The 23664-nt window shown below is 66.3% G+C and carries 30 protein-coding genes; 19 read left to right on the top strand and 11 right to left on the bottom strand.

Annotation, left to right across the window (positions count from 1 at the left end; translation table 11 throughout):
* Positions 1 to 720: 720 nt before the first annotated feature.
* The 5 genes from AC1Q5B_RS18735 to AC1Q5B_RS18715 all read right to left on the bottom strand — a co-directional run bounded on the left by AC1Q5B_RS18735 (position 721) and on the right by AC1Q5B_RS18715 (position 4933).
* On the bottom strand, positions 721 to 1809 hold the full coding sequence (locus AC1Q5B_RS18735; RefSeq protein ID WP_492632958.1) for an AI-2E family transporter: 1089 nt from the start codon (positions 1807 to 1809) through the stop codon (positions 721 to 723).
* Positions 1810 to 2002: 193 nt separating this feature from the next.
* On the bottom strand, positions 2003 to 2449 hold the full coding sequence (locus AC1Q5B_RS18730) for a hypothetical protein (RefSeq protein ID WP_492632957.1): 447 nt from the start codon (positions 2447 to 2449) through the stop codon (positions 2003 to 2005).
* Positions 2449 to 2931, bottom strand: coding sequence for a phage holin family protein (locus tag AC1Q5B_RS18725; RefSeq protein WP_492632956.1), 483 nt, complete (start codon positions 2929 to 2931; stop codon positions 2449 to 2451). Before AC1Q5B_RS18725 ends, AC1Q5B_RS18730 begins: the two co-directional genes overlap by 1 nt.
* Before the next feature lie 9 nt (positions 2932 to 2940).
* Entirely contained in the window at positions 2941 to 3303 is a 363-nt protein-coding gene (locus AC1Q5B_RS18720) for a hypothetical protein (RefSeq protein WP_492633069.1), read from the bottom strand.
* A gap of 160 nt (positions 3304 to 3463) precedes the next feature.
* On the bottom strand, positions 3464 to 4933 hold the full coding sequence (locus tag AC1Q5B_RS18715; protein ID WP_492633068.1) for a Do family serine endopeptidase: 1470 nt from the start codon (positions 4931 to 4933) through the stop codon (positions 3464 to 3466).
* Between the two features lie 537 nt (positions 4934 to 5470).
* On the opposite strand from AC1Q5B_RS18715, the gene AC1Q5B_RS18710 reads away from it, so the two are divergent.
* The 11 genes from AC1Q5B_RS18710 (at position 5471) to AC1Q5B_RS18660 (ending at position 13706) form a co-directional block, all read left to right on the top strand.
* Positions 5471 to 7621: an adenosylcobalamin-dependent ribonucleoside-diphosphate reductase gene (locus tag AC1Q5B_RS18710; RefSeq protein WP_492632955.1), complete on the top strand. Its 2151-nt coding sequence runs from the start codon at positions 5471 to 5473 to the stop codon at positions 7619 to 7621.
* A 547-nt stretch (positions 7622 to 8168) separates the two neighbouring features.
* Positions 8169 to 8762, top strand: coding sequence for a hypothetical protein (locus AC1Q5B_RS18705; protein WP_492632954.1), 594 nt, complete (start codon positions 8169 to 8171; stop codon positions 8760 to 8762).
* Positions 8763 to 8870: 108 nt separating this feature from the next.
* On the top strand, positions 8871 to 9671 hold the full coding sequence (locus AC1Q5B_RS18700) for a TSCPD domain-containing protein (protein WP_492632953.1): 801 nt from the start codon (positions 8871 to 8873) through the stop codon (positions 9669 to 9671).
* Between the two features lie 3 nt (positions 9672 to 9674).
* Positions 9675 to 10292, top strand: a complete 618-nt coding sequence (locus AC1Q5B_RS18695; RefSeq protein WP_492632952.1) for a hypothetical protein — start codon at positions 9675 to 9677, stop codon at positions 10290 to 10292.
* Positions 10293 to 10368: 76 nt separating this feature from the next.
* Positions 10369 to 10566 (top strand): hypothetical protein, encoded by a 198-nt coding sequence (locus AC1Q5B_RS18690; protein WP_492632951.1) that lies wholly within the window; start codon positions 10369 to 10371, stop codon positions 10564 to 10566.
* Positions 10567 to 10927: 361 nt separating this feature from the next.
* Entirely contained in the window at positions 10928 to 11146 is a 219-nt protein-coding gene (locus tag AC1Q5B_RS18685) for an XAC0095 family protein (RefSeq protein ID WP_492632950.1), read from the top strand.
* A gap of 144 nt (positions 11147 to 11290) precedes the next feature.
* Positions 11291 to 11764, top strand: a complete 474-nt coding sequence (locus AC1Q5B_RS18680; RefSeq protein WP_492632949.1) for a hypothetical protein — start codon at positions 11291 to 11293, stop codon at positions 11762 to 11764.
* An 85-nt stretch (positions 11765 to 11849) separates the two neighbouring features.
* The gene (locus tag AC1Q5B_RS18675) at positions 11850 to 11999 is read left to right on the top strand and encodes an XAC0095 family protein (protein WP_492633067.1); all 150 of its coding nucleotides are present in this window, start codon (positions 11850 to 11852) and stop codon (positions 11997 to 11999) included.
* Between the two features lie 140 nt (positions 12000 to 12139).
* On the top strand, positions 12140 to 12814 hold the full coding sequence (locus AC1Q5B_RS18670) for a hypothetical protein (protein ID WP_492632948.1): 675 nt from the start codon (positions 12140 to 12142) through the stop codon (positions 12812 to 12814).
* Positions 12807 to 13268, top strand: a complete 462-nt coding sequence (locus AC1Q5B_RS18665) for a hypothetical protein (protein WP_492632947.1) — start codon at positions 12807 to 12809, stop codon at positions 13266 to 13268. The genes AC1Q5B_RS18670 and AC1Q5B_RS18665 overlap by 8 nt, the downstream gene beginning before the upstream one ends.
* Positions 13269 to 13316: 48 nt before the next feature.
* Positions 13317 to 13706: a hypothetical protein gene (locus AC1Q5B_RS18660; RefSeq protein WP_492632946.1), complete on the top strand. Its 390-nt coding sequence runs from the start codon at positions 13317 to 13319 to the stop codon at positions 13704 to 13706.
* 183 nt (positions 13707 to 13889) lie between these two features.
* Here AC1Q5B_RS18660 and AC1Q5B_RS18655 read toward each other — a convergent pair whose 3' ends face one another.
* Positions 13890 to 14360 carry a YybH family protein gene (locus AC1Q5B_RS18655; RefSeq protein ID WP_492632945.1) on the bottom strand — a complete coding sequence of 157 codons (471 nt, stop codon included), beginning with the start codon at positions 14358 to 14360 and terminating at the stop codon, positions 13890 to 13892.
* 178 nt (positions 14361 to 14538) lie between these two features.
* Positions 14539 to 14745, bottom strand: a complete 207-nt coding sequence (locus AC1Q5B_RS18650) for a hypothetical protein (RefSeq protein WP_492632944.1) — start codon at positions 14743 to 14745, stop codon at positions 14539 to 14541.
* A gap of 134 nt (positions 14746 to 14879) precedes the next feature.
* Here AC1Q5B_RS18650 and AC1Q5B_RS18645 point away from each other — a divergent pair, with 134 nt between their 5' ends.
* Positions 14880 to 15227: a hypothetical protein gene (locus AC1Q5B_RS18645; RefSeq protein ID WP_492632943.1), complete on the top strand. Its 348-nt coding sequence runs from the start codon at positions 14880 to 14882 to the stop codon at positions 15225 to 15227.
* 106 nt (positions 15228 to 15333) lie between these two features.
* Here the strand turns inward: AC1Q5B_RS18645 and AC1Q5B_RS18640 are convergent, their stop codons facing one another.
* Positions 15334 to 15951, bottom strand: a complete 618-nt coding sequence (locus tag AC1Q5B_RS18640; RefSeq protein ID WP_492632942.1) for an FMN-dependent NADH-azoreductase — start codon at positions 15949 to 15951, stop codon at positions 15334 to 15336.
* Positions 15952 to 16081: 130 nt separating this feature from the next.
* Here AC1Q5B_RS18640 and AC1Q5B_RS18635 point away from each other — a divergent pair, with 130 nt between their 5' ends.
* Together AC1Q5B_RS18635 and AC1Q5B_RS18630 are read left to right on the top strand one after the other, a co-directional pair.
* On the top strand, positions 16082 to 16438 hold the full coding sequence (locus tag AC1Q5B_RS18635; protein WP_492632941.1) for a winged helix-turn-helix transcriptional regulator: 357 nt from the start codon (positions 16082 to 16084) through the stop codon (positions 16436 to 16438).
* Between the two features lie 118 nt (positions 16439 to 16556).
* A complete protein-coding gene (locus tag AC1Q5B_RS18630; protein WP_492632940.1) occupies positions 16557 to 16937 on the top strand; it encodes a hypothetical protein in 381 nt (126 codons plus the stop codon).
* Positions 16938 to 17056: 119 nt separating this feature from the next.
* Here the strand turns inward: AC1Q5B_RS18630 and AC1Q5B_RS18625 are convergent, their stop codons facing one another.
* Positions 17057 to 18643, bottom strand: coding sequence for a GGDEF domain-containing protein (locus tag AC1Q5B_RS18625; protein ID WP_492632939.1), 1587 nt, complete (start codon positions 18641 to 18643; stop codon positions 17057 to 17059).
* A 109-nt stretch (positions 18644 to 18752) separates the two neighbouring features.
* On the opposite strand from AC1Q5B_RS18625, the gene AC1Q5B_RS18620 reads away from it, so the two are divergent.
* The gene (locus tag AC1Q5B_RS18620; protein ID WP_492632938.1) at positions 18753 to 19106 is read left to right on the top strand and encodes an FKBP-type peptidyl-prolyl cis-trans isomerase; all 354 of its coding nucleotides are present in this window, start codon (positions 18753 to 18755) and stop codon (positions 19104 to 19106) included.
* A gap of 121 nt (positions 19107 to 19227) precedes the next feature.
* Positions 19228 to 19875 (top strand): hypothetical protein, encoded by a 648-nt coding sequence (locus AC1Q5B_RS18615; RefSeq protein ID WP_492632937.1) that lies wholly within the window; start codon positions 19228 to 19230, stop codon positions 19873 to 19875.
* A 90-nt stretch (positions 19876 to 19965) separates the two neighbouring features.
* On the opposite strand, the gene AC1Q5B_RS18610 is transcribed toward AC1Q5B_RS18615, so the two are convergent.
* Both AC1Q5B_RS18610 and AC1Q5B_RS18605 read right to left on the bottom strand, forming a co-directional pair.
* Positions 19966 to 20547 carry a pyridoxamine 5'-phosphate oxidase family protein gene (locus AC1Q5B_RS18610; RefSeq protein WP_492632936.1) on the bottom strand — a complete coding sequence of 194 codons (582 nt, stop codon included), beginning with the start codon at positions 20545 to 20547 and terminating at the stop codon, positions 19966 to 19968.
* A gap of 88 nt (positions 20548 to 20635) precedes the next feature.
* Entirely contained in the window at positions 20636 to 22078 is a 1443-nt protein-coding gene (locus AC1Q5B_RS18605; RefSeq protein WP_492632935.1) for a M20/M25/M40 family metallo-hydrolase, read from the bottom strand.
* A gap of 167 nt (positions 22079 to 22245) precedes the next feature.
* Here AC1Q5B_RS18605 and AC1Q5B_RS18600 point away from each other — a divergent pair, with 167 nt between their 5' ends.
* The 3 genes from AC1Q5B_RS18600 to AC1Q5B_RS18590 all read left to right on the top strand — a co-directional run bounded on the left by AC1Q5B_RS18600 (position 22246) and on the right by AC1Q5B_RS18590 (position 23599).
* Positions 22246 to 22647, top strand: coding sequence for a barstar family protein (locus AC1Q5B_RS18600; protein WP_492632934.1), 402 nt, complete (start codon positions 22246 to 22248; stop codon positions 22645 to 22647).
* 179 nt (positions 22648 to 22826) lie between these two features.
* Positions 22827 to 23069, top strand: a complete 243-nt coding sequence (locus AC1Q5B_RS18595) for a DUF2789 domain-containing protein (RefSeq protein ID WP_492633066.1) — start codon at positions 22827 to 22829, stop codon at positions 23067 to 23069.
* A 143-nt stretch (positions 23070 to 23212) separates the two neighbouring features.
* The gene (locus AC1Q5B_RS18590; RefSeq protein WP_492632933.1) at positions 23213 to 23599 is read left to right on the top strand and encodes a hypothetical protein; all 387 of its coding nucleotides are present in this window, start codon (positions 23213 to 23215) and stop codon (positions 23597 to 23599) included.
* Positions 23600 to 23664 lie beyond the last annotated feature (65 nt).

Below are 23664 nucleotides of genomic sequence, written 5' to 3'. Positions count from 1 at the left end.
TGTGCGCGCCGTTGGTCTGTCCAGGCGGTTGCGTGGAGCTCTTAGGCCTGCCGGGCTGGTTCTTTTGGAGCCGCCGGCATGGCGCCGCTCGCCGCGGGGGCCTTCTTTCTTTGCTTGTGCAAAGAAAGAAGCAAAGAAACACACCCCAGGCGGCACGCCCTCCGCTTCGCTACGGGTCCGCGAGCAGGCCGGGAATTTTCGTATGGCACATCCCTGTGCCATACGAAAACGCCGTCATCCATGACGGCGCCCTTCGGGTTTTACCCGTCCCGCTCGCCGCGCCTCATGGGGGCCCGAAAGGCAGGAGCGGAGCGAAGCCACGATCGAATGCATCTGGGGTGGCTCTTGGGCCCCCTGAGGTCCGGCAGTCCCGGCGGGTAAAACCCCGCAGGGGCGCCGCACTAAGGATGTGCGGCGTTTTCGTACAGGGCAGGATGCCCTGCACGAAAATTCCCGCCGGGACTGCGTACCCGCCGCATGCGGCGGGCGGACCGCCGGGGTGTGCTTTCTTTGCCTACTTTCTTTGCACAAGCAAAGAAAGTAGGGCCTCCGCGGCGAGCGGCGCCATGCATCCAAAAAGGATCCCATCCCGCAAGGCCGCTGAGCCAACACCATCGCGGACCTGGTCGAGAATCGAAGTGAGGAAAGACAGCGTCTCCGTCGCCCCTCTCCCCAACCCCTCTCCCGCAGGGAGAGAGGCTTGAAGCGGTCTCGCTGAGGTCACTCCAGCAACCGCGCCCACCCCTCCATGCCTTCCACCCGCGCCAGCACCAGCTTCACGCACACCAGCAGCGGCACCGCCAGCAACAGCCCGATCATCCCCCACAGCCACCCGAACAGCATCAGCGCCAGGATCAGGATCAGCGGCGACAGCGCCATCCGCTTGCCCAGGATGATCGGCGTGACGATCTGCCCCTCGATCGTGTGCAGCACCAGGTACGCAATGGCCGGCAGCATCGATTGCAACGGCTGCTCGAAACTGATGAAGCCCACCAGCAGCATCGCCACCATCCCGATCAGCGGACCCACGTAGGGCGCGAAGTTCAGCAGCGCCGCCATCGTGCCCCACAGCAGCGCTTCCGCCAGCGGCAGGCCCAGCAGGTACAGCACGCCGGCGAACACGAAGCCCACCACCGTGTTGATGATGCTGATGGTCAACACGTAGCGCGACACTTCGCGCTCGATCGAATGCAGGATCTCCACGGTGAACTTCTTCTGCTGCCGCCCGGGCAGCAGCGCGATCGCGTTGCGCTGCAGGTTCTCGCCATAGACCATGAAGAAGAACGTCAACAGCACCACCGCCAGCAGCGAAGCCAGCACGCGCGGCGTCGCCAGCAGCTTGCGGTAGGGGTCGTCGGCGGCGGCCTGCACGACCTGCGGTTGCCGGCCGGAGGTCTGGCCGCCGGCGGCGGCACGGGCGAAGTTCTCGGCCGCCTTGTTGGCATCCTGCACCGGCTTGGTCAGCTCGCGCAGCTTGGGCGCGAGCTGGCGCATCTCGCGCGGCGCCTGCTGCGCCCATTCCATCGCCGACGGCAGCATCTTCTGCGCCAGCAGGCCGGTGACGGCCATGCCGCCGATCAGCACGATCAGCGCGCCGAGGAAGCGCGGCACGTAGATCCGCCGCAGCGTCCGGATGATCGGATTGCCCACCAGCGCGAAGAACATCGCCAGCAGCACCGGCAGCAGCACTTCCTGCGCGGCCCACAGCGTGTAGCCGACGGCCAGCGTCGCCAGGACGAGCAGCGGCGTGGAGGCGCGTGGGCGCGACGGCGGAGCGGGCGGGGTGTCGGGTGGAGCGGATGTGCTCATGGGCGGGTGGCGACCGTAAGGAAGGCGCGATTGTGCGGCCAACCTTGTAGGAGCGACGTGAGTCGCGACCGCATGAGGTGGCGGTCAGGGCAGCCTCGGACGGGCCGATGCTTTTCCAGCCACGGGGTTGGTGCAAAGGGGCTTGATTCGTGTGGTCGCGACTCACGTCGCTCCTACAGGAAGCCACCTGCGGTCAGCGCTCGGAGACTTCCGTGGCGGCTTCGGCCGGCCGTGGCGCGGTGACCACGATGTCGTCCTCGTCGAAGGCCGCGTCGACCATCGGCTCGTCGGCGGCCCGCCCGTCGTCGGCGGGCAAGCCCGCGGCCTGTGCCTGTGCGTCCTGTGCGGTGTCGGCGGCGTCTTCGGCCGTCTGCGCGGCGGCGGCCGCCTGCGCGGTAGCCACGAAACTGGAGACCGCGGTGAACATCTGCATCCAGCGCGCGCCGCTCATCGCGCGCATCGGCTCGGCGCGACCGGCCAGGAAGCCGCTGACCACGCCGGCGATGACGATGCGCGCCGGCGTCCAGCCTTCGCGCCACGAGTCCTTGAGGATGGTCCAGTACAGCGAGGACTGCGCGCTGCGCAGCTCCACCCGTCGCTCGGCCCGCGCCACGTGCTGCTGCAGCTGTTCGAAGCGCATCAGGGGTCTCCCTTGCCGGCGGACGGGGACGCCGGCGGCGCCTCGTCCTCGTCCTCGGGGCTGCCGTTCTCGTCGAACAGGCCGAGCCGCGACAACTGCCGGCGTGTGGCGTGCATGCCGGTGTAGTCGAAATAACGGCCCACGCGCCACGCCGCGAACGCGGTCATGGCGAGACTGACGAAGGCCGCCAGCGACAGCGACTGCAGCCACGAAAACCCGAACCGCTGCATCAGCGCGATCAGCGCCCCGGTGACCAGCAGCCACGCCGACGCACCGAACACGATGGCCACGCACGCCCACGCCAGGGCGCGTCCGAAGGCGCTGCGGGCCAGTGCGAAATCCGCCGACACCAGCGCGCGCATCGCGCGGCCGGTGTCCTTGGCGGATCCGTACGCAGCACGCCCGGCTTCACCGACCTCCTTGAGGCTTTCGATGAAATCGGGCGGCGGCGGGGCGTCGGTTTCGCGGGGCGCGTCGCTCACGCGGCCGGCTTACTTGTCGCCGCCGCTGCGCGCCAGCTTGGCGATGATCCAGCCGGCGGCGAAGGCCACGCCGAACGAGGCGAGCGGACGCTCGCGGATCAGGTCGGCGGCGCTGTCGATCAGGTCGCGGCCCTTGTCCATCAGCGCATCGACCTGCTCGCGCGCCGCGCCGCCGCCGGCCTCGGCCGCGGCCAGGCCCGACAGCGCACCGTCGGCCAGTTCGGATTTGACGTTCGCCTTGCCCAGGCGCAGTTCGTCGCCGGCGGCGCTGGCGGCGCCCTTGATCGCTTCGCCCGCGGCGGCCGCGGCCGAGGCCAGGTGCGAGCCGGCTTCGCCGAGGTTGGACTTCAGGGCATCGGTATGGGTGGGCATGCTCATGGGTGTCTCCTGCGGGCGGGGGATGGGGCCACTCTAATGCACGGGAGTGAACGGGCTGTTAGGTGGGGAGGAGCGAGTGGGGAGGAGTGAAGCGTGAGCGGGAGGAGGCACGACGCCTCACTTCTCGCTCTTCTTCACTCGCTCCGGGCCGGGTTCACTGCATCAGCAATCGACCGGTGCCGCGTCCGCGCAGGATGTTCAGCACCAGCTGCGCCGGCTTGCGTTCGAAGCTGGCGCGGAAGCCCGGCAGGTCGCCGAATTCGCCACTGCTGCTGGCGACGATGATGTCGCCCGGTCGCAGCCCGCTATTCCAGGCGCGGCTGTCGCGCACCACGTTGCCGACCTGCACGCCGCCCTGCGCACCGCGGATCATGCTGCGCAATGTCTGCTTGGCGGACTCGTCCATTTCCTTCAGCGTCGCGCCGGTGAGGCGGGGATCGAGCGTCGCGCCGTCGGCGTTGCGCACGCCTTCCTTCAGCGCGACGTTGAGCTGCAGCGGCGCGCCGTCGCGGCGCACGTCCAGTGCCACGCGCGTGCCCACCGGCTGCAGGCCTTCGAAGTTGTGCAGGGCGGCGCGGTTGTCGATGCGCTGGCCGTTGGCGGCGGTCACCACGTCGCCCGGCTGCAGGCCGGCGGCGGCCGCGGCCGAGCCCGGATACACGCGCGTGATCAGCGCGCCGCGCGCCACGTCCAGACCCAGGCCGCGCGCGGTGCGCTCGTCCACGTCCTGCGATTCCACGCCGAAGGTGCCGCGCCTGACCACGCCATTGTTGGCGATCAGCTGGTCCATGATCCCGCGCGCCATGTTGATCGGAATGGCGAAACCCAGGCCGATGTTGCCGGCCATGCTGCCGCGCGGATTGAAGCTGGCGGTGTTGATGCCGACCAGCCGGCCCTGCAGGTCGACCAGCGCGCCGCCGGAGTTGCCGGGATTGATCGAGGCGTCGGTCTGGATGAAGTTCTGGTAGCCGGCCACCGGAATTCCGCTGCGGCCCACCGCCGAGACGATGCCCGAGGTCACCGTCTGGCCCAGGCCGTAGGGGTTGCCCATCGCCACCACGAAGTCGCCGACCTGCAGCTGGTCGCTGTTGGCCATCGGCACCGCGGTCAGGCCCTGCGTCGGCAGACGGATCAGCGCGATGTCGGTATCGGGATCGGAGCCGATGAATTCGGCTTCCACCTGGCGCCCGTCGCTCAGCGTGACCGACACGCCGTCGGCGTTCTCCACCACGTGATGATTGGTCAGCACGTAGCCGCGCGCGGCATCGACGATCACGCCCGAGCCCAGCGCGCGCTCCACGCGCTCGCGCGGCATGTCGGGGATGCCGAAGATGCGGCGGAACACCGGATCGTCGCCGAACGGCCCCAGCGGGCTGGCCACGCGCACGGTCTGACGGCTGTAAACGCTGACCACGGCCGGGGTGACCCGCTTGAGCATCGGCGCCAGCGAGGGCAGCGCCTGGCCCTCGACCGTGGTCGGCAGCGCGGCGGCGGCGGGCACCGCGGCGGCGGCGCTGGGCGCGGCCTGGGCGGGCTGCTGGAAGAGGTCGTTGAGGCCGGTGGCGGCGAAACCGCCGAATGCGGCGGCGGCGGACAGGGCGATCAGGGTGGGGAACGGACGCAGCGCTTTCTTCATGGTCGGTCGGCAGCTCGTTGCGAAAGAGAGAGCGGACCGGCGACGCGGCCCGCGAACCTGAATGAGTCTGCTCACGGACCCTTAAACCTGCAATGAAGTTCACCGCCTTCGGCCCGCCGGCCACGCCCCGCGCGTGATGACGGACGGCGGGGTCCATGCCACGTAATTGTCATGTCGATCCGGTTGACAGGGGGGACCCCCGGGCGTAGTTTTGCCACTTCGTGCTGACACAAGATGTTGCGGTCCAGCACGAAGCGGACCCAAGTGCTGGTGTTTTTAGGGCAACACGCCTTGGGAATTCGGGCGCCTTCGGGGATTGGCGCATGAGGTCGAGGGAAGCAGTGGGCACCACGGCAACGGCAGGGCCCACGTCCACAATCCGGCAACCGGTGCGGCGCATCCCGTGCGTCCGCCCGCGGTGCCGTCCCTGTCCTCCGGGGCCGCAATGAAATACCGGGGTGGGCCACGGCCTGCCCGCCACCACCGCCATACGTAGTTCCAGTCGTTCAGGAGAACAACACAACCATGAGTACGGTGCGCCTCGAGGCGATCAAGACGGAACAGCCCACCCTGATCCCCATGCAGCCCGCGTCCCAGGACATCTGGGACAAGAAGTACCGGCTGAAGACCAAGCAGGGCGAGGCCCTCGACGCCGACATCGACGGCACCTACCAGCGCGTGGCCCGCGCCCTGGCCGACGCGGAAGCCACCCCCGAGAAGCGCGCCTACTGGTACGAGCGCTTCGTGTGGGCGCTGCGCCGTGGCGCCATCCCGGCCGGCCGCATCACCTCCAACGCCGGCGCGCAGCAGCACAAGCCGGCCACCAGCACGATCAACTGCACCGTGTCCGGCACCATCGAGGACTCGATGGACGGCATCCTGGACAAGGTCCACGAAGCCGGCCTCACCCTGAAGGCCGGCTGCGGCATCGGCTACGAGTTCAGCACGCTGCGCCCGAAGGGCGCCTTCGTCGCCGGCGCCGGCGCGTACACGTCCGGCCCGATGTCCTTCATGGATATCTACGACAAGATGTGCTTCACCGTGTCCTCCGCCGGCGGCCGCCGCGGCGCGCAGATGGGCACGTTCGAAATCTCCCACCCGGACGTCAAGGACTTCATCCGCGCCAAGCGCGAAGACGGCCGCCTGCGCCAGTTCAACCTGTCGCTGCTGATCACCGACGGCTTCATGGAAGCGGTCGACACCGACGCCGACTGGCCGCTGGTGTTCCCGGTGAACATCAAGGAGAAGGGCGACATCGACGTGGAAGACGCCGCCCAGGTCGTCTGGCGCGAGTGGCCCACCCACAAGAACTACATCGTCCGCGACGACGGCCTGGTGGCCTGCAAGATCTACGGCCACATCCGTGCCCGTCATCTGTGGGACATGATCATGGTCTCCACCTACGACTACGCCGAGCCGGGCTTCATCCTGATCGACCGCGTCAACGAGATGAACAACAACTGGTGGTGCGAGACGATCCGCGCGACCAATCCCTGCGGTGAGCAGCCGCTGCCGCCGTACGGCGCCTGCCTGCTGGGCTCGGTCAACCTGACCACCTTCGTGCGCGACCCCTTCACCGACCAAGCGCGTTTCGACTGGGAGGAATACAAGGAAGTCGTGCGCGTGTTCACCCGCATGCTCGACAACGTGGTCGAAGTGAACGGCCTGCCGCTGGAACAGCAGCGCCAGGAGATCCTGCGCAAGCGCCGCCACGGCATGGGCTTCCTGGGCCTGGGCAGCACGCTGACCATGCTCAAGCACAAGTACGGCAGCGCCGAGTCCTGCGAGTTCACCGAGGCGATCGCCCGCGAGATGGCCGTGGCCGGCTGGGAAATGGGCCTGGCGCTGGCCAAGGAGAAGGGCGCCGCCCCGATCATGGAAGAGCGCTTTGCCGTCACCGCCGCCATGCTGCGCCAGCGCCCGGAAATGGCGAAGGACGGCTGGAAGGTCGGCCAGGAGATCCCCGGCAAGGTGCTGCACGCCAAGTACAGCCGCTACATGCAGCGCGTGGCCACGGTGGCGCCGGAATTGGTGGACGAGCTGGCCGAAGTCGGCAGCCGCTTCACCCACCACAGCTCCATCGCGCCCACCGGCACCATCAGCCTGTCGCTGGCCAACAACGCCTCCAACGGCATCGAGCCCTCGTTCGCGCACCACTACAGCCGCAACGTGATCCGCGAGGGCAAGAAGTCGAAGGAAAAGGTCGACGTCTATTCCTACGAGCTGCTGGCCTACCGCGAACTGGTCAACCCGAAGGCCATGCCGTTCTCCGACGACGCCGACGCGAAGTTGCCGGAGTACTTCATCGCCGCCGACGACATCTCCCCCAAGGAGCACGTCGACGTGCAGGCCGCCGCGCAGAAGTGGGTGGACAGCTCCATCTCCAAGACCGCCAACGTGCCGACGGACTACCCGTACGAGCAGTTCAAGGACATCTACCGCTACGCCCACCAGCAGGGCTTGAAGGGCTGCACCACGTTCCGCTTCAACCCGGCTGCCTTCCAGGGCGTGCTGGTGAAGGAAGCCGACCTGGAGAACACCACCTACCGCTTCGAGCTGGAAGACGGCAACGTCATCGAGGTCAAGGGCAACGAGCAGATCGAGTACGACGGCGAGATGCACACCGCCGCCAACCTGTTCGATGCGTTGAAGGAAGGCTACTACGGCAAGTTCTGACGGCTCTCCTCCCCCGCGTGCGGGGGAGGAGGCCCGGAGGGCAGGTGGGGGGGCGAGCGCAGCGAGCTGCTTTTGCTCTCAGCGAAAAGCGCTCCCATCCCAACCTTCCCCCGCATGCGGGGGAAGGGGCTACTCCAGGACAAGGAAAGAAAAGTGGTACGCCTCCCCCGCCTGCGGGGGAGGATGCCCGGAGGGCAGGTGGGGGGGAGCGAGCGCAGCGAGCTGCTTTTGCTCTCAGCGAAAAGCGCCCCCCATCCCCGCCTTCCCCCGCATGCGGGGGAAGGGGCGACTCCAGGACAAGGAAAGAAAAGTGGTACGCCTCCCCCGCCTGCGGGGGAGGATGCCCGGAGGGCAGGTGGGGGGAGCGAGCGCAGCGAGTTGTTTTAGCTCTTTGCGAAAAGCCCCCATCCCAGCCTTCCCCCGCACGAGGGGGAAGGGGTGCATCCCGGCAACTTGAACCACCGATTCACCGGCTTCACCGTTCCACCCCGCGCCATCGGGTATAGCATCGGCAGCGTCAACCAACCTCGCCCACAAGGAGGGCAACATGAGCAACGGTAATGGTGTCACGGCGACGCTTTCCGGCGCAGCCGAAAGCGTGAAGGAAACAGTGGCGGGGATCGGCGAAGCGGTCGCTTCCACCGCCAGCGAGACGGTCGCCAAGGCCAAGAAGGCGGCCAAGAAGGCGCGCAAGACGGTGACCGCCGACCTCGCCAAGGCGAAGAAGGCCGTGGCCAAGCGCACCGACAAGGCGACCAAGGCGGTGAAGAAGACCGTCGCCAAGGCCAAGAAGAAGCTGGCCGCCGCCAGCACCGCCGCCAAGGCCGAAGCGGCCAGCCTGCAGAAGAAGGTGACCGGCAAGAAGGCTGCGAAGAAGGCGACCAAGAAGTCGGCCGCCAAGAAGGCCACGAAGAAGGCCGCTACCAAGAAGGCCACGGCCAAGAAGGCGGTGAAGAAGGTCGCCCGCAAGGCCGCCGCCAAGAAGGCGCCGGTCAAGAAGGCCGCCAAGAAGGCAGTGAAGAAGGTGGCCAAGAAGGCACCGGTGAAGAAGGCGGCGAAGAAGGCCGCTCCGAAGAAAGCGGTCAAGAAGGCCGTCAAGAAAGCCCCGAAGAAAGCTGCGAAAAAAGCAGCCCGTAAGTAAGTGCTCCGCCCCCTCCCCCGCGTGCGGGGGAGGGTTGGGGTGGGGGCAGGCCGGTAGTGCTTGCCCACCCCGTCATCCATAACAAGACACACACAGGATTCCCCCGTCATGGCCGTCAAGATCGACAAGAAAATCAAGGGCTACAGCGTGCTCACCCCGGAAGACAAGGCGCGCGAAGCCGCGGCCGCCGTCCCCGTGGCGTCGGTGCCGCGCGAGACGGTGGAAAAGGAAACCCCGCAGGACAACATCATCCAGATGCACGAGCGCATCGAGCGCCCGGAAGTCCTGATCGGCAGCACCTACAAGATCAAGTCGCCGCTGGTGGAGCACGCCATGTACGTGACCATCAACGACATCGTGTTGAACGCGGGCACGGAGCACGAGCTGCGCCGTCCGTTCGAGATCTTCGTCAACAGCAAGTCCATGGAGCATTTCCAGTGGATCGTGGCGCTGACGCGCATCATGTCGGCGGTGTTCCGCAAGGGCGGCGACGTGACGTTCCTGGTGGACGAGATGAAGGCCGTGTTCGATCCGCGCGGGGGTTACTTCAAGGCCGGTGGCGTGTACATGCCGTCGCTGGTGGCGGAGCTGGGCGCCATCGTGGAAGAGCACATGAAGTCGATCGGCCTGATCCACGATCCGGAAATGAGTGCGCACCAGCGCGCCATCCTGGCCGAGAAGCGCAAGCAGTACGAAGACCGCGCAAAAAAAAACTCTGACGTAACGGAAAGTGTGACCGTTGCACCGGCCGCGCCCGCGCAGGGCGCCGCCGAGGACATCGCCGTGACCGGCGATGGCGCCAGCTTCCCGCCCTCTGCGACCCTCTGCCACAAGTGCAACACCAAGGCGCTCGTCATCATGGACGGGTGTGCGACGTGTTTGAACTGTGGGTATTCGAAGTGCGGATAAGGCATGGCAACACCTCTAGCTGACTTGGATGAATTGATCCTCCGTTGCCGAGATGATCGCGCCAGGTCACTGATCGCCGAAGCGGTCAGTGGGTATAGAGCAAATGCATTCCGATCCGCCGTAGTGGCTACCTGGGTAGCCGTCTGTTTTGATCTCATAGAGAAACTTCGTGAGCTTGCCCTCGCGGGGGATGCGGCGGCCGAAAAGCAAACAGAGCGCCTAGAAAAAATACGAGCAAGTGACGACGTATCAGCAGCGCTTGCATTTGAGCGCGATTTGCTTAAGTTGGCGCGTGATCAGTTCGAATTCTTTTCGCCTCTTGAATACGTGGATTTGCAGCGGCTGCAGGAGGATCGAAATCGATGTGCTCATCCTTCTCTGGTAGATGAAACGTCGCCATACAGGCCCTCTGCGGAACTGGTGCGCGCCCATATCGTATCCGCAGTAGATCATGTACTTCGGCATCCCCCGGCACAAGGAAAGTTTGCCCTTGATCGCCTGCTCACCCAGATCGACTCTGAGTATTTTCCGACTAAGAAGCAGGGCGCGTTGGAAGCGCTACGGGTCGGGCCACTGACTAAGGCCAGAGAGTCATTGGTTAGGAATGGGCATCGAGGCTGACATTGCAGCGCTAAGATCCTTGCGTAACGACTATGGCCACTCGTTGTTCTTTGAACCATTCTCGGTGAGAGCTAGATTGGCCAAGGTGACCAAGGGGTTGGATAGCGAAATTTCGGATCTGTATTACAGGGTGAGCGAGTTCGCTGCGCTGCAAGGTCAGGGTGTGCCCGCATGCGAGCTGATCGTGACGCTCGTTGAGAGGTTGAAACGCCACGCGGAGTCGGTTGTGCCTCACGACGGTGTTTCTATTTCTTTCTGGGATAGAAGCAGCTGACTACAGGTGCTGCTTATGGCGGGCGTTGGAGATTTCATTCGCTCGCTGTTGGCGAGGCTAATCCCGCCTAAAAATGTAAATAGACACCCCGCCATCCCCTCTGCAAACTCGCCTCCAATGAGCGTCGAATCTCCTTCGTAAGCGGCACCCACCCCGGCAACACAGGTGGGTTTCTTATGCCCAATACATCGGGCGCTTCCGGCGCGATCTGCTCTACGTCGGGAGGGAGGCGGAATAGAACACCCTTCGGGGAAATACGCCCGGCCAACTTACGATGGCTTTCGACCCTCCCGACACCCTTGCGGGCGCACGACGCGCCCGCAAGCACACCACGTACTACGCACGCGGAAGGATTCCCGCCATGACGCACGGAAAGCACAGCGACCCCGGTTACTACCTGCCCATCGAAGCCCACGAAGAACTGCAGGCCCTGCGCCACCACCTGCACCTGCTGGCCCAACTCAGCATCCCCGAAACCCAGAACCCCGACGACCTGGTCCTCTCCCGCACCGGCCTGGCCCACTGCTTCACCCACCTCGCCGACACCGCCGACCACATCATCGCCGCCGTGACTGCCTGATCGTCCGTCGCCGTGGCATAGTCCGCGAGACGGGGATGGTGCATTGAAACGGGGTAGCGGCACGCCAAGGCGGTACGTTCGTGCGAGCTTGCGAACCCCTGCAATCTTGGACTCGATAGGAGCAAGCGGATGCGGATACTGTTGATGGTATTGGCCGTCTTGGGGCTGGCGTCGTGTGCGACGCTGCGCGATCGCCCCACGGATGTGATGGTGGGGCAGCAGCTTGCCAAGGTGAAGAAGCTGGTGCATTTCTCTTCCCCGCTAACGCCAGAGCAACTGCGCGAAAAAGCCACGCAGACTCAATGCGGCAAGGAGACCAAAGTCATGACGTCGATCATGCCTGTCGTCGGCGTTGGCTACGTAGGCGTGGGCGGAACCTACGACTACACCGTGCACTCAGGTGTCCTTCCGGACGGCGTTGCGTACGTGGCGCTGCGCACCACCAACGGCACCCTTCATGGCACGCCCATGGGCTACACCATGAAGGCTACAGAAGTGGGTCCCACGGAAGTTACGGTGTACGCCGCCGACAAGCGAAAGGTGGGCGAGATCCGTACGCACGTGGAGGCAGGTACGCTGCTTTGCCATTGGCGTGACTACAGCTACCCCTACGACTGACGTGAAGACCCATAGGGTGAGTGTCAGCCCACCTTCTCGATAGTCGCGGTGCGATCCAGACAGGGGCCAAGGCCACCCTAGTGCCCTGCGCCAGCACCTGCACCTGCTGGCCCAACTCAGCATCCCCGAAACCGACAACCCCGACGACCTGGTCCTCTCCCGCACCGGCCTGGCCCACTGCTTCACCCACCTCGCCGACACCGCCGACCACATCGCCGCCGCCGTCACCGCATGACGCCGTAGCGCGGGCTCAAACCCGCCATCGCACGCCATCCGCAACCATTGAACGGTGGGCCAAGGCCCACCCTACGATGCGCCACCGCCTGATAGATCTCGTCATGGCATAGTCCTGACCCATCGGCCCTGGGGAGCGCCATGGACACACTCAGTTTCACCGAACTGGACCGCCGACTGCGCGCCGTGCCGGAGGGCCCTTCTGCCATCCTCAATACGCCGCCGCCCTACCGCCTGGCCAACATCATTGGTGGCGTCGCGGGTTTGCTCTCGCTGATCCCGTTCGTACTGGTCCACCTCATGACGCCTGCCGCGTGGATGGTCACGTGGGCGCAGATCAGCTTCTCGGTGTTCCTGCTCGCGCTGCTGCCTGACATGGTCCGTTCCTATGGCTTACTGGGCTGGACACTGTGGACGTGGCGTGCAGATCAAGTAAGCCAGCTCGACCACGATCTCCCACAGTTCCATACGATTCTGGCGTGGCTGAGCGAACGCCCCGCGTCGGACCTGCAAGAGCATCAGCGCATGGCGCGGCTCATGCTGCCGCAAATCTCGGCAAAGATTGGTCTGTTCACCGGCGGGTTGGAGCGACTAGGTGTACTGCCGGTGCTCGTGTCGGCGTACCTGTTCTTCCGCAACGGCGACGAACTACTAGACATGCCGTACTGGCAACTGATCATCGGCTTCGGATTGATCCTGTTCTACTTCGTCATGATGGTCGGCAACCTCAAGCGCATCCGACTGCAGCTCTACGAATCCCTGCTGTCCGAAGCGCTGGCGATGAAGTCCGCTCCGGAGTCGCGGCGCCATGAGTGAAGTGCCCAATCCATATGACGCTCCAAAGGCGACGCTGGCGGAAGTGGACACCCGCCCGGTGCGCATGCCACCGACGATGATGGCGGCGCTGGCGACGTATCTGGTCGTCTACCTGCTGGAGGTTGTCCCGCTGTTCGGCACGCCCATGTCGAGGTTCGAGCTGTTCCTGCCAACGATGGCAGCGCTCGGCATCTACACGCTGGCCATGATGTTCGCGCTGTGGCGGCGCTGGCAGTGGGCCAGGGTATGGCTGGTGTTCACGACGGTACTCGCCGCGTTCTTCCTGATCCGCATGCTCTGGCGCGGCGTTTCGATGGAGCAGTGGCATGCTTGTCTGGCCGGCATACTGCGCATCGCCATAGGGGTAATGTTGCTGCTGCCGGCCAGCCGTCGCTGGTTCGCGGCCAAGGGCCCTAGGTTGGGTGAGCTTGCGAACCCCACCACCGCGCCATAGAGGCCCCACAAGTTGATCCGACCGCAGGACAACAATCAGGGAGTGAGCATGTCCACCTACTTCGATGCCGACGCCGCCAGGCAGCAGTACCGCGAGTACGAATCCGACCGCCTGATGCGCATCGCGCTGGCGACGACGGACGAGTACGGTGAGGAAGCCATCGACCTGGCGCGGCAGGAACTCATCGGGCGCGGCATCCAGGATGCGCGCTTCGACACCCCGCCGGGACGCTCACCCCCACCCATCCCCGGTGCCAAGCCCGTCGACACCCTGCCGCTCGTGCTCAAGGTGCTGTGCGTCCTGCTGCCCGGTATCGTCATTTTCCTGGCCGCCGGTTACCTGATGGCCGATAAGAAGAAAGCCGCGGTAGAAGCCCTATTCCTGATGATGATCGGCTGGTTCGTCTGGCTGCTGCTGTTCAAGGCGCTGGGCAACTAGAGCGACAGGGTGGGGTGAGCAGAAACAGGGATCGAGTACGTTTCCATGTGATGGTGCCGACGATCCGGACGGTGGGCCAGGGCCCACCCTACGGTGCTACGACGCGCGTTATCCGTTCGCCCATGACCGGCCGACCGCAAAACAGGGGTCAGAGTACGTTTCTCGCTTACTCCGGTCAGTGCGCTACTGAATCAACGACTCGTGCGCCACCACGATGCGCCACCCTTCCGGCAGCTTCCGCCAGACCGAGGTGGCCACCACCCGCACCGTGCCCTGCTTGCCATCGGGCATCGTGCTGGCCACCTCCATCGACTGCAGCGTGCTGACCACATCCGGCGCGATCACCGTGATCACCGGCGCAGCGCGGTAGCGGTACACCGCGTCGGACGTGCCGCCGGCCCACCATTCGTCCTGCTGGTCCCGCACCGTTTGCCACCCGCGCAGCGTCTGATCGTCGAACTGGACGACGAGCGCATCGCCACGCGCATACAGCGCCATGAACCGGTCCGTATCGTGCGCATTGGCCGCCGCCATCATCTCGTCCAGCAGCGGCATCACTTGCGCCTGCACCGAAGGCGGCGCGTCGTCGGCATGGGCGCGGGTCGGCGCGAGCATGACCACCATCAACAGCAGTACGTGCAGTGCGTGCTTCATCGGGCATCTCCACAGAGCGTCTGAATGTCGCGGCCCCCGGTCGCACCGATGCGCGGCACCCCGACGAGCCAGGCTTCCCCTGTGCTGCATCGTACACCCCAGGCCGGGCCGACCCGCCGCGCCCGCGCGAGCCCTCCGTATTCCTGCAAGGCGCGCCAAGGCCCACCCTACGACCTGCTCAGGCGCGCGGCGTATCCGGGTTGCGGGCGCCCAACTGGGCGTCACGCCGCTTCCTCTCGTCCTCGCGACGGTTCCAGGCGGCGACACCGAGACACACAAGCGCCAGCAGCGAGGCACCGGCGCGCGCCCAGCGTTCCGACGCCAGATCGACGATCACCACGCCCACCATTCCCACCGCCAGTACCAGGTAGATAAGCCAATGCATGTGCGTGTCCACCGCATGTTCCCGACGCCGAGTGTAAGCCCCGCAGCCGCTAGGGCGAACTCAGCCCCACCATCGCACACCCTCTGCCCCTACAGCGGCGCTGCCCGGAGCCACAGGGACGACGCGCGCCAGGAATGACCAACACCATGAGAGAACGCGTCACTGGACTCAACGAAGCACAGGCCCGGGATTTCTGCGTCCGGCTCTGGTTCGAACTCACGCTAGCCGGACGCGGCATCTGGTCCGACGGCACACTGGATGCGGCGACGCAAGCCAACGCACTCAAATGGCTCAACGAGATCCAGCACCAGGTGTGGAGCGCGCACGCATCGCGCCGTTCTCACGCCTTGCCACACCTACTGGACCGGATCGTCTCGCATTGCGAGCAGGCACCGGTGTTGCAGTCCCATGTCCGGATCGCGCTGGACAGTGCCTTGCTCGCGGTATCCCACCATCCGGTCGCGGGCGGCAGCGATGCGTAGGGCGGGCTCTAGCCCGTCAGCGCACGCCCTCCGCGTGCGTGGAGGGCGGGCGCGGCCTGCGTCACCCCGCAGGCCGGCGGCCGCGCGCGCTCACCCTGCACAGGGATCACGCGGCTTTCAGCTGGGCCGCCTGTGCCAGCGCACCGGCCACGGCGACGTCCGCATGTTCGGGGCTCAGCTTGACGCCCTCGGCACGGACCACCTCGATACGGGTCACGCCCAAGAAGCCCAGGAAGCTGCGCAGATAGGACTCGTGATGGTCATACGCCGCGACGGGTGAGCCCACGCCATAGACGTTGCCGCGCGCGGAGGCGATGACCACGCGCTTTTCTCCCAGCAACCCGTGTGCGCCCTGCGCGTCGTAGCGGAACGTCCTGCCCGGCACCGCAATCGCATCCAGCCACGCCTTCAACTGGCTGGGCACGCTGAAGTTGTACATCGGCGCGCCGATCACGATGACATCGGCGGCCAACACTTCGTCCAGCACGCGACCCACCAGGGACACGTCCGCGTGCAGTGCGCTGTCTTGCACCGGCATATCGACGCCTGCCGCCGCGGCCAGCAAGGGACCGGAGGCTTGGGGCAGCGGCTGGGCGGCGAGGTCGCGATAGGTGACGTCCGCGTCGGGCGCGAGCGCGACCAGGCGTTCGACCACCGCCGCGGTCAGCTTGCGGCTGACCGACGCGTCGCCGGTGATACTGGAATCGAGGTGCAGGATCTTCATGGGGCGTATGCCTTGTGGGGAGGAGATGCGGCCGCATGTCGATCGCCTCAATAACGTCACTGCCACCGCGTCGCGAGAATCTAGTGACGTATAGTCGTGCCAACAAGAAGGATGCATTTGAGTACCAGGTATGCAAAACCATACTGAGCACGCATGTGCCGGCATCGCCGACAGCATCGATGAAGTGCATGGCGACATCAGGAAGGCCGTCGCCATCTTCGGTGGCAAATGGAAACTGGAAATCCTCTGGCTGCTGCACCAGCGCGTGCATCGCTTCAACGAATTGCGGCGCGCCATTCCCGGTGTGACCCAGCACATGCTGACCGCGCAACTGCGTGAACTGGAACGCGACGGCCTGGTGCGCCGTACCCTCTACGCAGAAGTTCCCCCGCGCGTGGAATACGAACTCACCGACGAGGCCGTGCGCCTGCAGCCGGTGTTCGAAGCGATGCTGGCGTTCATGCGGGGCAGACGGTCGTCCGTTTAGCGAGAGGGGCCCCTGCGCCTATACTTCGCAGACGGAAGCCGGTGCCGTCAGTCTCGCGCTTCCCCTTCCGAGGCTCGTGTCGGATGATGCCCGGGCCCTCCACCACACGGAATGTCCCATGTCGCGCTTCGTCATCGCCGCCCTCATCGGCATGATCGCCACGCCCCTGATGGCGGCCGAGCCCGCCTCCCATCCCAACGCCTGGCTGGTCGGCGATTGGATGATCTGCAAGGACCCCGACAAGAGCCCCAAGGACACGTTGCGTTTCGAGCCCGACGGTACCGGCTGGGTGCTGCGCGAGAAAGGCAACATCGAGACCGTCTATCGCGTGCGCGGGCAGCGCGTCGAGTTGCTCGCCAACGCCAATGGCCGCGCCATTCCCATCACGCTGACCTTCACCGGCACGCGCGACGTGCTGCAACTCCACAGCGACACGACCGGCACGGATTCCACCTATGTCCGCAAAGACGGCAAGCGCGTGGGCGAGTGCGACGCGTAAAGCGCGTGGCGCGGGCAAGTGCCGGGCCCTAGGGTGGAGTGAGCCCGCGAATCCCCGCATCGATCCGGTGGGTATCGGGTGGGATGACGAAAACCGTCGCGCGTGAGGTCCGCGCCCTGTCAGCGCCCACCGTCGGTTGCTTCAACGCCGTTGCTGACGACCACGGTGTTGCGACCGGCATCCTTGGCGTCGTACAGCGCCCGGTCGGCCAGCTTGACCAACTCCAGCGCACTGCCTTCTGGCATCGCCCGGATGCTGGCCACGCCCACGCTGATGGTCAGCGTTGCCGGCACATCGTCGGCCACGGGCCCCATCTGCTCGACCGCCCGCCGCATGTCCTCGCCGACCGCGCGCGCCACGTGCGGCGAATAACCCGGAAGGATCACGGCGAACTCCTCGCCGCCATAGCGCGCCAGCAAGCCGCCGCCCTGGTGGAGACGGGACGCCAGCGCGCCCGCGACCAGTCGGATGCCCTGGTCGCCTGCCTGGTGTCCCCAGTGGTCGTTGAGCTTCTTGAAATGGTCGATGTCCAGCAAGAGCAAGGACAGCCAATCGCCACTGCGCCTTGCCCGCGTCCACTCGCGCGCAAGGCTGTCATCGAAGCGGCGCCGGTTGGCGAGGCCGGTCAACCCATCGAGGCCGGACAGCAGCGCCAGATGTTCCTGCTCCGCATTCGATCGCACCTGCACGCGGATGGTGCGCACGCCGTAACCGACGGTGGCCACCACGAAGCCCGCGCATGCCAGCGCAGGGCGGTGGGGCATGAGCACGGTCGCGACCGCGAGCAACGCCAGCGGCAAGATCAAGGGGCTCGCAATACGGGCCACCTGCGTCCAGCGCTGGGGGACCAGCAAGCGCCCGCTGGCCGGGTCCGGCGTGCTCCGCATCACATCGATCAGCAGGAGCAGAAAGGGCACGGGAATCACCGCGTCCATCCACTGGCCATAGGCGGAGGTGTCCACGTGGTTCACGTAGGCGGCCACGAGCAGGTAAACCACCGCGTAGCGTCCCAGCGCGGCAAAGAATCGACGCTGCCCCGCATCCTCCGACGTCACCCAGCGACCCAGGGCAAACAGCGCAAGGAAGAGGTTCTCCACATCGAACATCAGGCGCAGGTGCGACACGCCGGCGGCATCGGTTCCCTGCATGGTGGAGAAGGCCAGCGTATGGATCGCGAAGAGACCACCCAGGGCGAGCGCAAGCCCCGCATCGGTCCAGCGCACGAAGCGGTCCTCATGGTTCTCGCTGGCCAGGGCGAAGACCAACGGCACCGCATAGAGAACGAAGAGCAAGACGCTGGGCGTGGTCGGCATGTTGAACAGGTCATGCACCAGCTCATCGAGGGAAGTGCTGGCCATGCCCGCCGCCCAGAGCATCATGGCCGCGCCCAGCGCGTTCCATTGCCCCCGCATGGCCCCTGACCGCTGGGCCAGCGCCACGCTCGCCACGCCCGCCAGCAGAGGGGCCAAGATCAGGAAGGCAAAGGAAAGCAGCTTGGCGTGTTCCGATCCCGGCGCCAGCAAGATCAGATGCAGGGTGACGTAGGCTGACGCGCCGAGTACGGCGACCCATGTCCTTGGCCGGAGCATCTTGTCTCTCCCAGCGTCTTGCATACGGGGGTGATATACCACTATCGCCCGCCACGAGGTCAAACGCAGTTGGCGATTGACTGACCGCCCGATGGCGCCGCGTGCAATCGACACCATGCTTCCGAAGCGCAACGGGCGCCACGTCGCCGTGTGGGCACAGCGCACCCGGCATACACGCGCGATAGACTACGCGCCACGACCTTCCGCTCTTGATAAGGAACACCCCTTGCCCTTCACCACCACCGCCTCCGGCCTGCAGTTCGAGGACACCGTCGTCGGCAGCGGCGTCGAGGCCAAGCCCGGCAGCAACGTCACCGTGCACTACACCGGCTGGCTGTACGAGAACGGCGCGCAGGGCGCCAAGTTCGATTCCAGCAAGGACCGCGACGAACCCTTCATCTTTCCCCTCGGCGGCGGCATGGTCATCAAGGGCTGGGACGAAGGCGTGCAGGGCATGAAGGTGGGCGGCCAGCGTACCCTCATCATCCCCGCCAGCCTCGGCTACGGCGCCCGCGGCGCCGGCGGCGTCATCCCGCCCAACGCCACATTGAAGTTCGACGTGGAATTGCTTGGGACCTGAGGATCGTAGGGCGAGCCTCGGCCCGCTATCGCACGCCATCCGTACGTCGTGAACCGCGGGCCAAGGCCCGCCCTACCGCGGTACCGAAGGTCGCGTTTGCAGCCATGCAAGAGGTCGCGCCATGAAAAAAGGTTTGCGCATCATTCTGTGGTTGGCCTGCGCCATTGCGGCAGTTGAGCCAGCCGTGGCGGCAAAACGCATACCGCTGACCGATGCGCGTTACTCGGGCCCGGTCACTGCCAAGTCGTCTGCCTCTGTCGTCGTGGAGAGCACCACGTTCACGCCTGACGAACAGACCTGGTCGGACCTGGCGATGGTGGGCGGCATGTATATCCCTGTCTTCGGAAAGACGAAGACGGAGTTCTTCTTCAATCCTCCGGATCAGGAAGCGCTGGCGTCGATGCTGGCAGCAGAACTTGAGCGGGTCGGCATCTTCGCCCCGACGGGTACCGCCGACCAAGCGGTCATGCCGATCAGGCTGGTCTTCAAGAAGGGCACGTACCGGCATGCCGACAACACCTACACGCTGGACGTCGCGATGGCATGGACGGACGCACATGGCGAGCTCATCGAGAAGAACTACACCCTCAATTCCCATGCGCGCCTGACCCGCTGGCAGAAGCTCAACACCAGCGTGTGGCAAGGCAAGATGTATCTCGTGCGAGAAGCCTTGGACGTCATGATTCCCGACATCCAGTACTCGCTGAGTGGCGAAGCGCCCGAGAATGACGTCGGTGAAGCGGCCAGCGCGCCGACGGACCAGGATTAACGCAACTCTGAAATGACTGCGACCGTAGGGCGGGCTCGGCCCGCCATCGCACGCCATCCGTACGCCTTGAACGGCGGGCCAAGGCCCGCCCTACGGTGCCCTGCGCAGCTCGGCCAACTGCGCCTCAAGTTCCGCGATGCGCGCATCACGCTCGGCCAGGGCACGCTGCACGTCCTCGGCCTCGAAGCGCACCGGGATGTACTTCGGGCAGTTCCAGTCGAAGGCTTCCACATGGATCGTCATCGTGCGTTCGGTGCGCGCTTCGCCCGGTGCCTCCTGCACCGCCAGCCGGCCCAGCAGCTTCAACCGTTGGCGATGCGTGTAGTCCATCAGGATCATCGCCACGCGGTCGTCGTGGGCCACGTTGCCGACGCTGATGAACTGGCGGTTGCCCGGCAGGTCGGCGAACGTCAGCGTCTTCGCGTCGACCACGCGCAGGAAGCCCGGCGCGCCGCCGCGGTGCTGCACGTATGGCCAGCCGGTTTCCGACACGGTGGCCAGGTAGAAGCTGCGCTGCGCATGGATGAAGGCCGCCTCGTCGGGCCCGAGTTCGGCATTGCGGACCTCGTCGCCGGACTCGAAGGCGCGTGCGTACTGCGCGCGGCTGCCGTCGCGCGCCTGCGCGTCGCGGACGGCGGGGGTGAACGCGATGTTCGCGAACGCGTGCCTCATCTCGGTCTCCAAAGCGTAGGGCGGGCTCAAGCCCGCCGTCGCACAGCATCCGTCATCCCGAACGGCGGGCCAAGGCCCGCCCTACGGCTCATTCGCGTTGCAACACCTGCGCCGGACCGCCCGTGACCTTGCCGCGCGTCTTCGCGGTCTCGCCCAGATAGGCCAGCGCGAACTGGGTGAACTTGACGCTGTGCTGCGCCGACTCGCCCATCGTCGCCAGCGTGTCGTACGAGGTGTGGATGTAGGGGAAGCTGCCGCCCGGATCGCCGGCCTCGAACATCATCGCGGCCGGATAGCCGGCGTTCGTCCATGACGCATGGTCCGAGCACGCATACCCGCACGCCGTACTGCTGCGTGTCAGTCCCATCGGCGCCAGGTAGGTGTCGAACAGCGTGATGAAGAAATTCCTGAGATCGGTATTGGAGTAGTCGCTGATCAGCTTCATGTCCGTGACCGCGCCGGACTTGTAGTTGGTCATGTCCACCTGCAGCACGCTGACCACGTTCACGCCGCCGGAGCGGAACGACTGCGCGATGGCATTCGAGCCGCGCAGGCCGACTTCCTCCGCCGCATAGCCCATGAACTTCACCGTGCGGCGCGGTTGCCAGCCGTCGGCCAGGGCGATGCGCAGCGTCTCGGTGAGCGTGGCGATGCCCGACGCATCGTCGTCCGCACCCGGCGCATGCTGTTCGGGATCGGTGCGGTTGCCGCCGTTGATCGAATCCAGGTGCGCGCCCAGCACCACGACTTCGTCGGGCAGGTCCCAGCCGCGGATGGTCAGGATGACGGAGGGCTGCGTGCTGCAGGTGGTGCACGCGGTGAACAGCTCGGTGGTGACATCGCTGCGGCCCGCCGCCAGCGATTGCCACTGCGTGCGGATCCATTCGGCCGACGTCCTGCCATGCGTGCTGGCGAAGTAGCGGTTGCGGTAGCCGGAGAGGTGGTTGATGGTGTCGTAGAGGCGGCGCTCCTGCACCTGCGGCAGCCAGCCGTTCACGGTGGCCTGGTTGTCGAGCGTGTAGGGTGCGGCCATCGCCTTCGCCATCGCCCGCTTGGCGCGGTCCGCACCGACGAACGCCTCGGCCTGCGTGCGCGTGGGGAATGCGAAGTAGCCGCCGCAGCGGCGTTCGCGGGTATGCACGTACTCGCTGATCGCGCCGAGACGGTCGGCGCGGGTCTCGGCGATCACCAGCGGCATGCCGGTACTGTCGCTGCGCACCGCCGCTTCTCTCGCCAGTCCGCGGATGCCCTGCCAGGTGTCGCGCGAGGTCACGATGTAGACGGGTGCGAACGGGTCGGCCTGCGACGCCGCCGCAGCCGTCGCGAGCGCGGAAGCCGTGCCGTCGCTCCCGCCGCTGCGCAGGGACGTCGTATCCGCAGCCCCTGCCACCTGCGAGGCGTTTTCCCGGGCCACCGGCGCGGCCGACGGCGCGCGCGCACCGGACGCATGCCACCGCGCCGCGTCGGATCGCACCCGCACCACGCCGGTCAGCAGGGAAAGCAGCATCAGAACCAGCAGGAACGGTTTCATCGTGGTCCCCCAGGGTCGCGGCCGGCAGCGACACGGTGGCCACGCTATCACTTTCGCCATCGTTCCTCGCCTGCAGGCTGGACACGGCATCCGCGCTGCGCAGGCGAGGCGCACACGGCGCTCCTCGGGATGCCGACGTCGGCCCTATCCGGGCTACGCTTGCCCCGATGACACGGACCTACACGCTGGACGGCGCCCGCATCCACGACATCCCGTCGTTCTACGACGAGATCAACCGCGTCTTCATGGCCGACGTCGACTGGACCCTCGGCCCGAGCCTGGACGCCCTCGACGACCTGCTCTACGGCGGCTACGGCGCCCTCGATGGCGACGCGCCGGCGGTACTGGTCTGGACGCATGCCGGCGCAAGCCGCGACGCGCTCGGCGTGCATGCGACGCGACAGTACCTGCGGGAAAAACTCGCGCAGCCCGAACGGTTCAACCGTGCGCACGCCCAGCGCGCACTCGATGCGCTGGAGGCCGGCACGGGGCAGACCTATTTCGACAGGGTGCTCGAGATCATCGCTGCGCATCCGAACATCACGCTGGTGACGGAAGATCCCGCGTGATCCGGGCCAGCCTGACGCATCCGGGGCGGCTCATGACAGCGCTCGCCGCGAGCCGCTCTTCGCACCGCATCACCGCCGTGCACCCGCCGCTCGACCGCGACGGCAGTACCACCCCTCGACTACCGCCGGCTTCACGCGACCATGGCTACGCTGGCGTCCTCACCCCACGACGCCTTGCCATGGAATCCACCGTCCACCCCTTCTCCGAACTCTTCGCCCAACTCGGCCTGCCCGATGACGACGCCGGCATCCGGCAGTTCATCGCCACGCACTCGCCGCTGCCCGATGGCATGCGGCTGGAAGAAGCGCCGTTCTGGACCCCCGCGCAAGCACAGTTGCTGCGCGAAGAGCGCCTGGACGACGCCGACTGGGCGATGGTGGTGGATCGCTTGAACGTGGCGCTGCACGGCGATCCGGCGTAACCGGCGCGGACGGCCCGCCGGAACACCGTCGCGTCGCACACCGCGGCGCAACCCGCGCTGGTGAGGCATGCGCGCGGGCCAGCGCATCCGTCCGCCCGTGTCGCGCGTAACGCAGGCCATCTCCCTTCTTGCAAGGAGTCCGGATGCGCCTGTCCCTGATGCTCGCCGCCGCCCTGGCGCTGCCGTTCGCCGCGCCCGTGCGGGCCACGCCGCTGGACGGCATGTGGGTGGTGGACCTGTCCACCCGGCCGGACGCACCGTATACGCAGCCGATGGAACTGACGCTCCATGCCGACGGCACCGTCACCGGCCGCTTCTACAACAGCACGATCGAGGCCGGCCGCTGGAAGGAAAGCCGCGGTCGCCTGTGCGCCAGCTTCCGCACCGGCGATGGCGTGGGCCCGTACCACACTGCGGTGTGCCTGACCGGCGATACCGCCAGTGGGCAGACCTGGGCCGAGCACCGCGGTTTCCTGTTCAACTGGAACGCCACGCGCGCGCCTACCGCCGTGACCGCGCCGCCGCGCTGACGGCGGCGCCGGGACCGACACCCGTACAGCGGGTGTCCTGGACCGGGCATTGCGCGTGCGGGGCG

This window comes from Pseudoxanthomonas sp. GW835-FHT14C01 (assembly GCF_058793715.1).
Note: the sequence above shows the minus strand (reverse complement) of the source record. Positions and strands in the feature narration are given on the sequence as shown.

Coding starts and splice junctions, on each gene's coding strand:
- AC1Q5B_RS18710 (WP_492632955.1), top strand. CDS start 5,471: ATGAGTACGGTGCGCCTCGAGGCGATCAAGACGGAACAGCCCACCCTG.
- AC1Q5B_RS18665 (WP_492632947.1), top strand. CDS start 12,807: ATGAGTGAAGTGCCCAATCCATATGACGCTCCAAAGGCGACGCTGGCG.
- AC1Q5B_RS18730 (WP_492632957.1), bottom strand. CDS start 2,449: ATGCGCTTCGAACAGCTGCAGCAGCACGTGGCGCGGGCCGAGCGACGG.
- AC1Q5B_RS18720 (WP_492633069.1), bottom strand. CDS start 3,303: ATGCCCACCCATACCGATGCCCTGAAGTCCAACCTCGGCGAAGCCGGC.
- AC1Q5B_RS18645 (WP_492632943.1), top strand. CDS start 14,880: ATGACCAACACCATGAGAGAACGCGTCACTGGACTCAACGAAGCACAG.
- AC1Q5B_RS18660 (WP_492632946.1), top strand. CDS start 13,317: ATGTCCACCTACTTCGATGCCGACGCCGCCAGGCAGCAGTACCGCGAG.
- AC1Q5B_RS18590 (WP_492632933.1), top strand. CDS start 23,213: ATGCGCCTGTCCCTGATGCTCGCCGCCGCCCTGGCGCTGCCGTTCGCC.
- AC1Q5B_RS18625 (WP_492632939.1), bottom strand. CDS start 18,643: ATGGTGTCGATTGCACGCGGCGCCATCGGGCGGTCAGTCAATCGCCAA.
- AC1Q5B_RS18680 (WP_492632949.1), top strand. CDS start 11,291: ATGGTATTGGCCGTCTTGGGGCTGGCGTCGTGTGCGACGCTGCGCGAT.
- AC1Q5B_RS18655 (WP_492632945.1), bottom strand. CDS start 14,360: ATGAAGCACGCACTGCACGTACTGCTGTTGATGGTGGTCATGCTCGCG.
- AC1Q5B_RS18600 (WP_492632934.1), top strand. CDS start 22,246: ATGACACGGACCTACACGCTGGACGGCGCCCGCATCCACGACATCCCG.
- AC1Q5B_RS18640 (WP_492632942.1), bottom strand. CDS start 15,951: ATGAAGATCCTGCACCTCGATTCCAGTATCACCGGCGACGCGTCGGTC.
- AC1Q5B_RS18610 (WP_492632936.1), bottom strand. CDS start 20,547: ATGAGGCACGCGTTCGCGAACATCGCGTTCACCCCCGCCGTCCGCGAC.
- AC1Q5B_RS18635 (WP_492632941.1), top strand. CDS start 16,082: ATGCAAAACCATACTGAGCACGCATGTGCCGGCATCGCCGACAGCATC.
- AC1Q5B_RS18700 (WP_492632953.1), top strand. CDS start 8,871: ATGGCCGTCAAGATCGACAAGAAAATCAAGGGCTACAGCGTGCTCACC.
- AC1Q5B_RS18615 (WP_492632937.1), top strand. CDS start 19,228: ATGAAAAAAGGTTTGCGCATCATTCTGTGGTTGGCCTGCGCCATTGCG.
- AC1Q5B_RS18735 (WP_492632958.1), bottom strand. CDS start 1,809: ATGAGCACATCCGCTCCACCCGACACCCCGCCCGCTCCGCCGTCGCGC.
- AC1Q5B_RS18595 (WP_492633066.1), top strand. CDS start 22,827: ATGGAATCCACCGTCCACCCCTTCTCCGAACTCTTCGCCCAACTCGGC.
- AC1Q5B_RS18650 (WP_492632944.1), bottom strand. CDS start 14,745: ATGCATTGGCTTATCTACCTGGTACTGGCGGTGGGAATGGTGGGCGTG.
- AC1Q5B_RS18695 (WP_492632952.1), top strand. CDS start 9,675: ATGGCAACACCTCTAGCTGACTTGGATGAATTGATCCTCCGTTGCCGA.
- AC1Q5B_RS18685 (WP_492632950.1), top strand. CDS start 10,928: ATGACGCACGGAAAGCACAGCGACCCCGGTTACTACCTGCCCATCGAA.
- AC1Q5B_RS18705 (WP_492632954.1), top strand. CDS start 8,169: ATGAGCAACGGTAATGGTGTCACGGCGACGCTTTCCGGCGCAGCCGAA.
- AC1Q5B_RS18605 (WP_492632935.1), bottom strand. CDS start 22,078: ATGAAACCGTTCCTGCTGGTTCTGATGCTGCTTTCCCTGCTGACCGGC.
- AC1Q5B_RS18630 (WP_492632940.1), top strand. CDS start 16,557: ATGTCGCGCTTCGTCATCGCCGCCCTCATCGGCATGATCGCCACGCCC.
- AC1Q5B_RS18670 (WP_492632948.1), top strand. CDS start 12,140: ATGGACACACTCAGTTTCACCGAACTGGACCGCCGACTGCGCGCCGTG.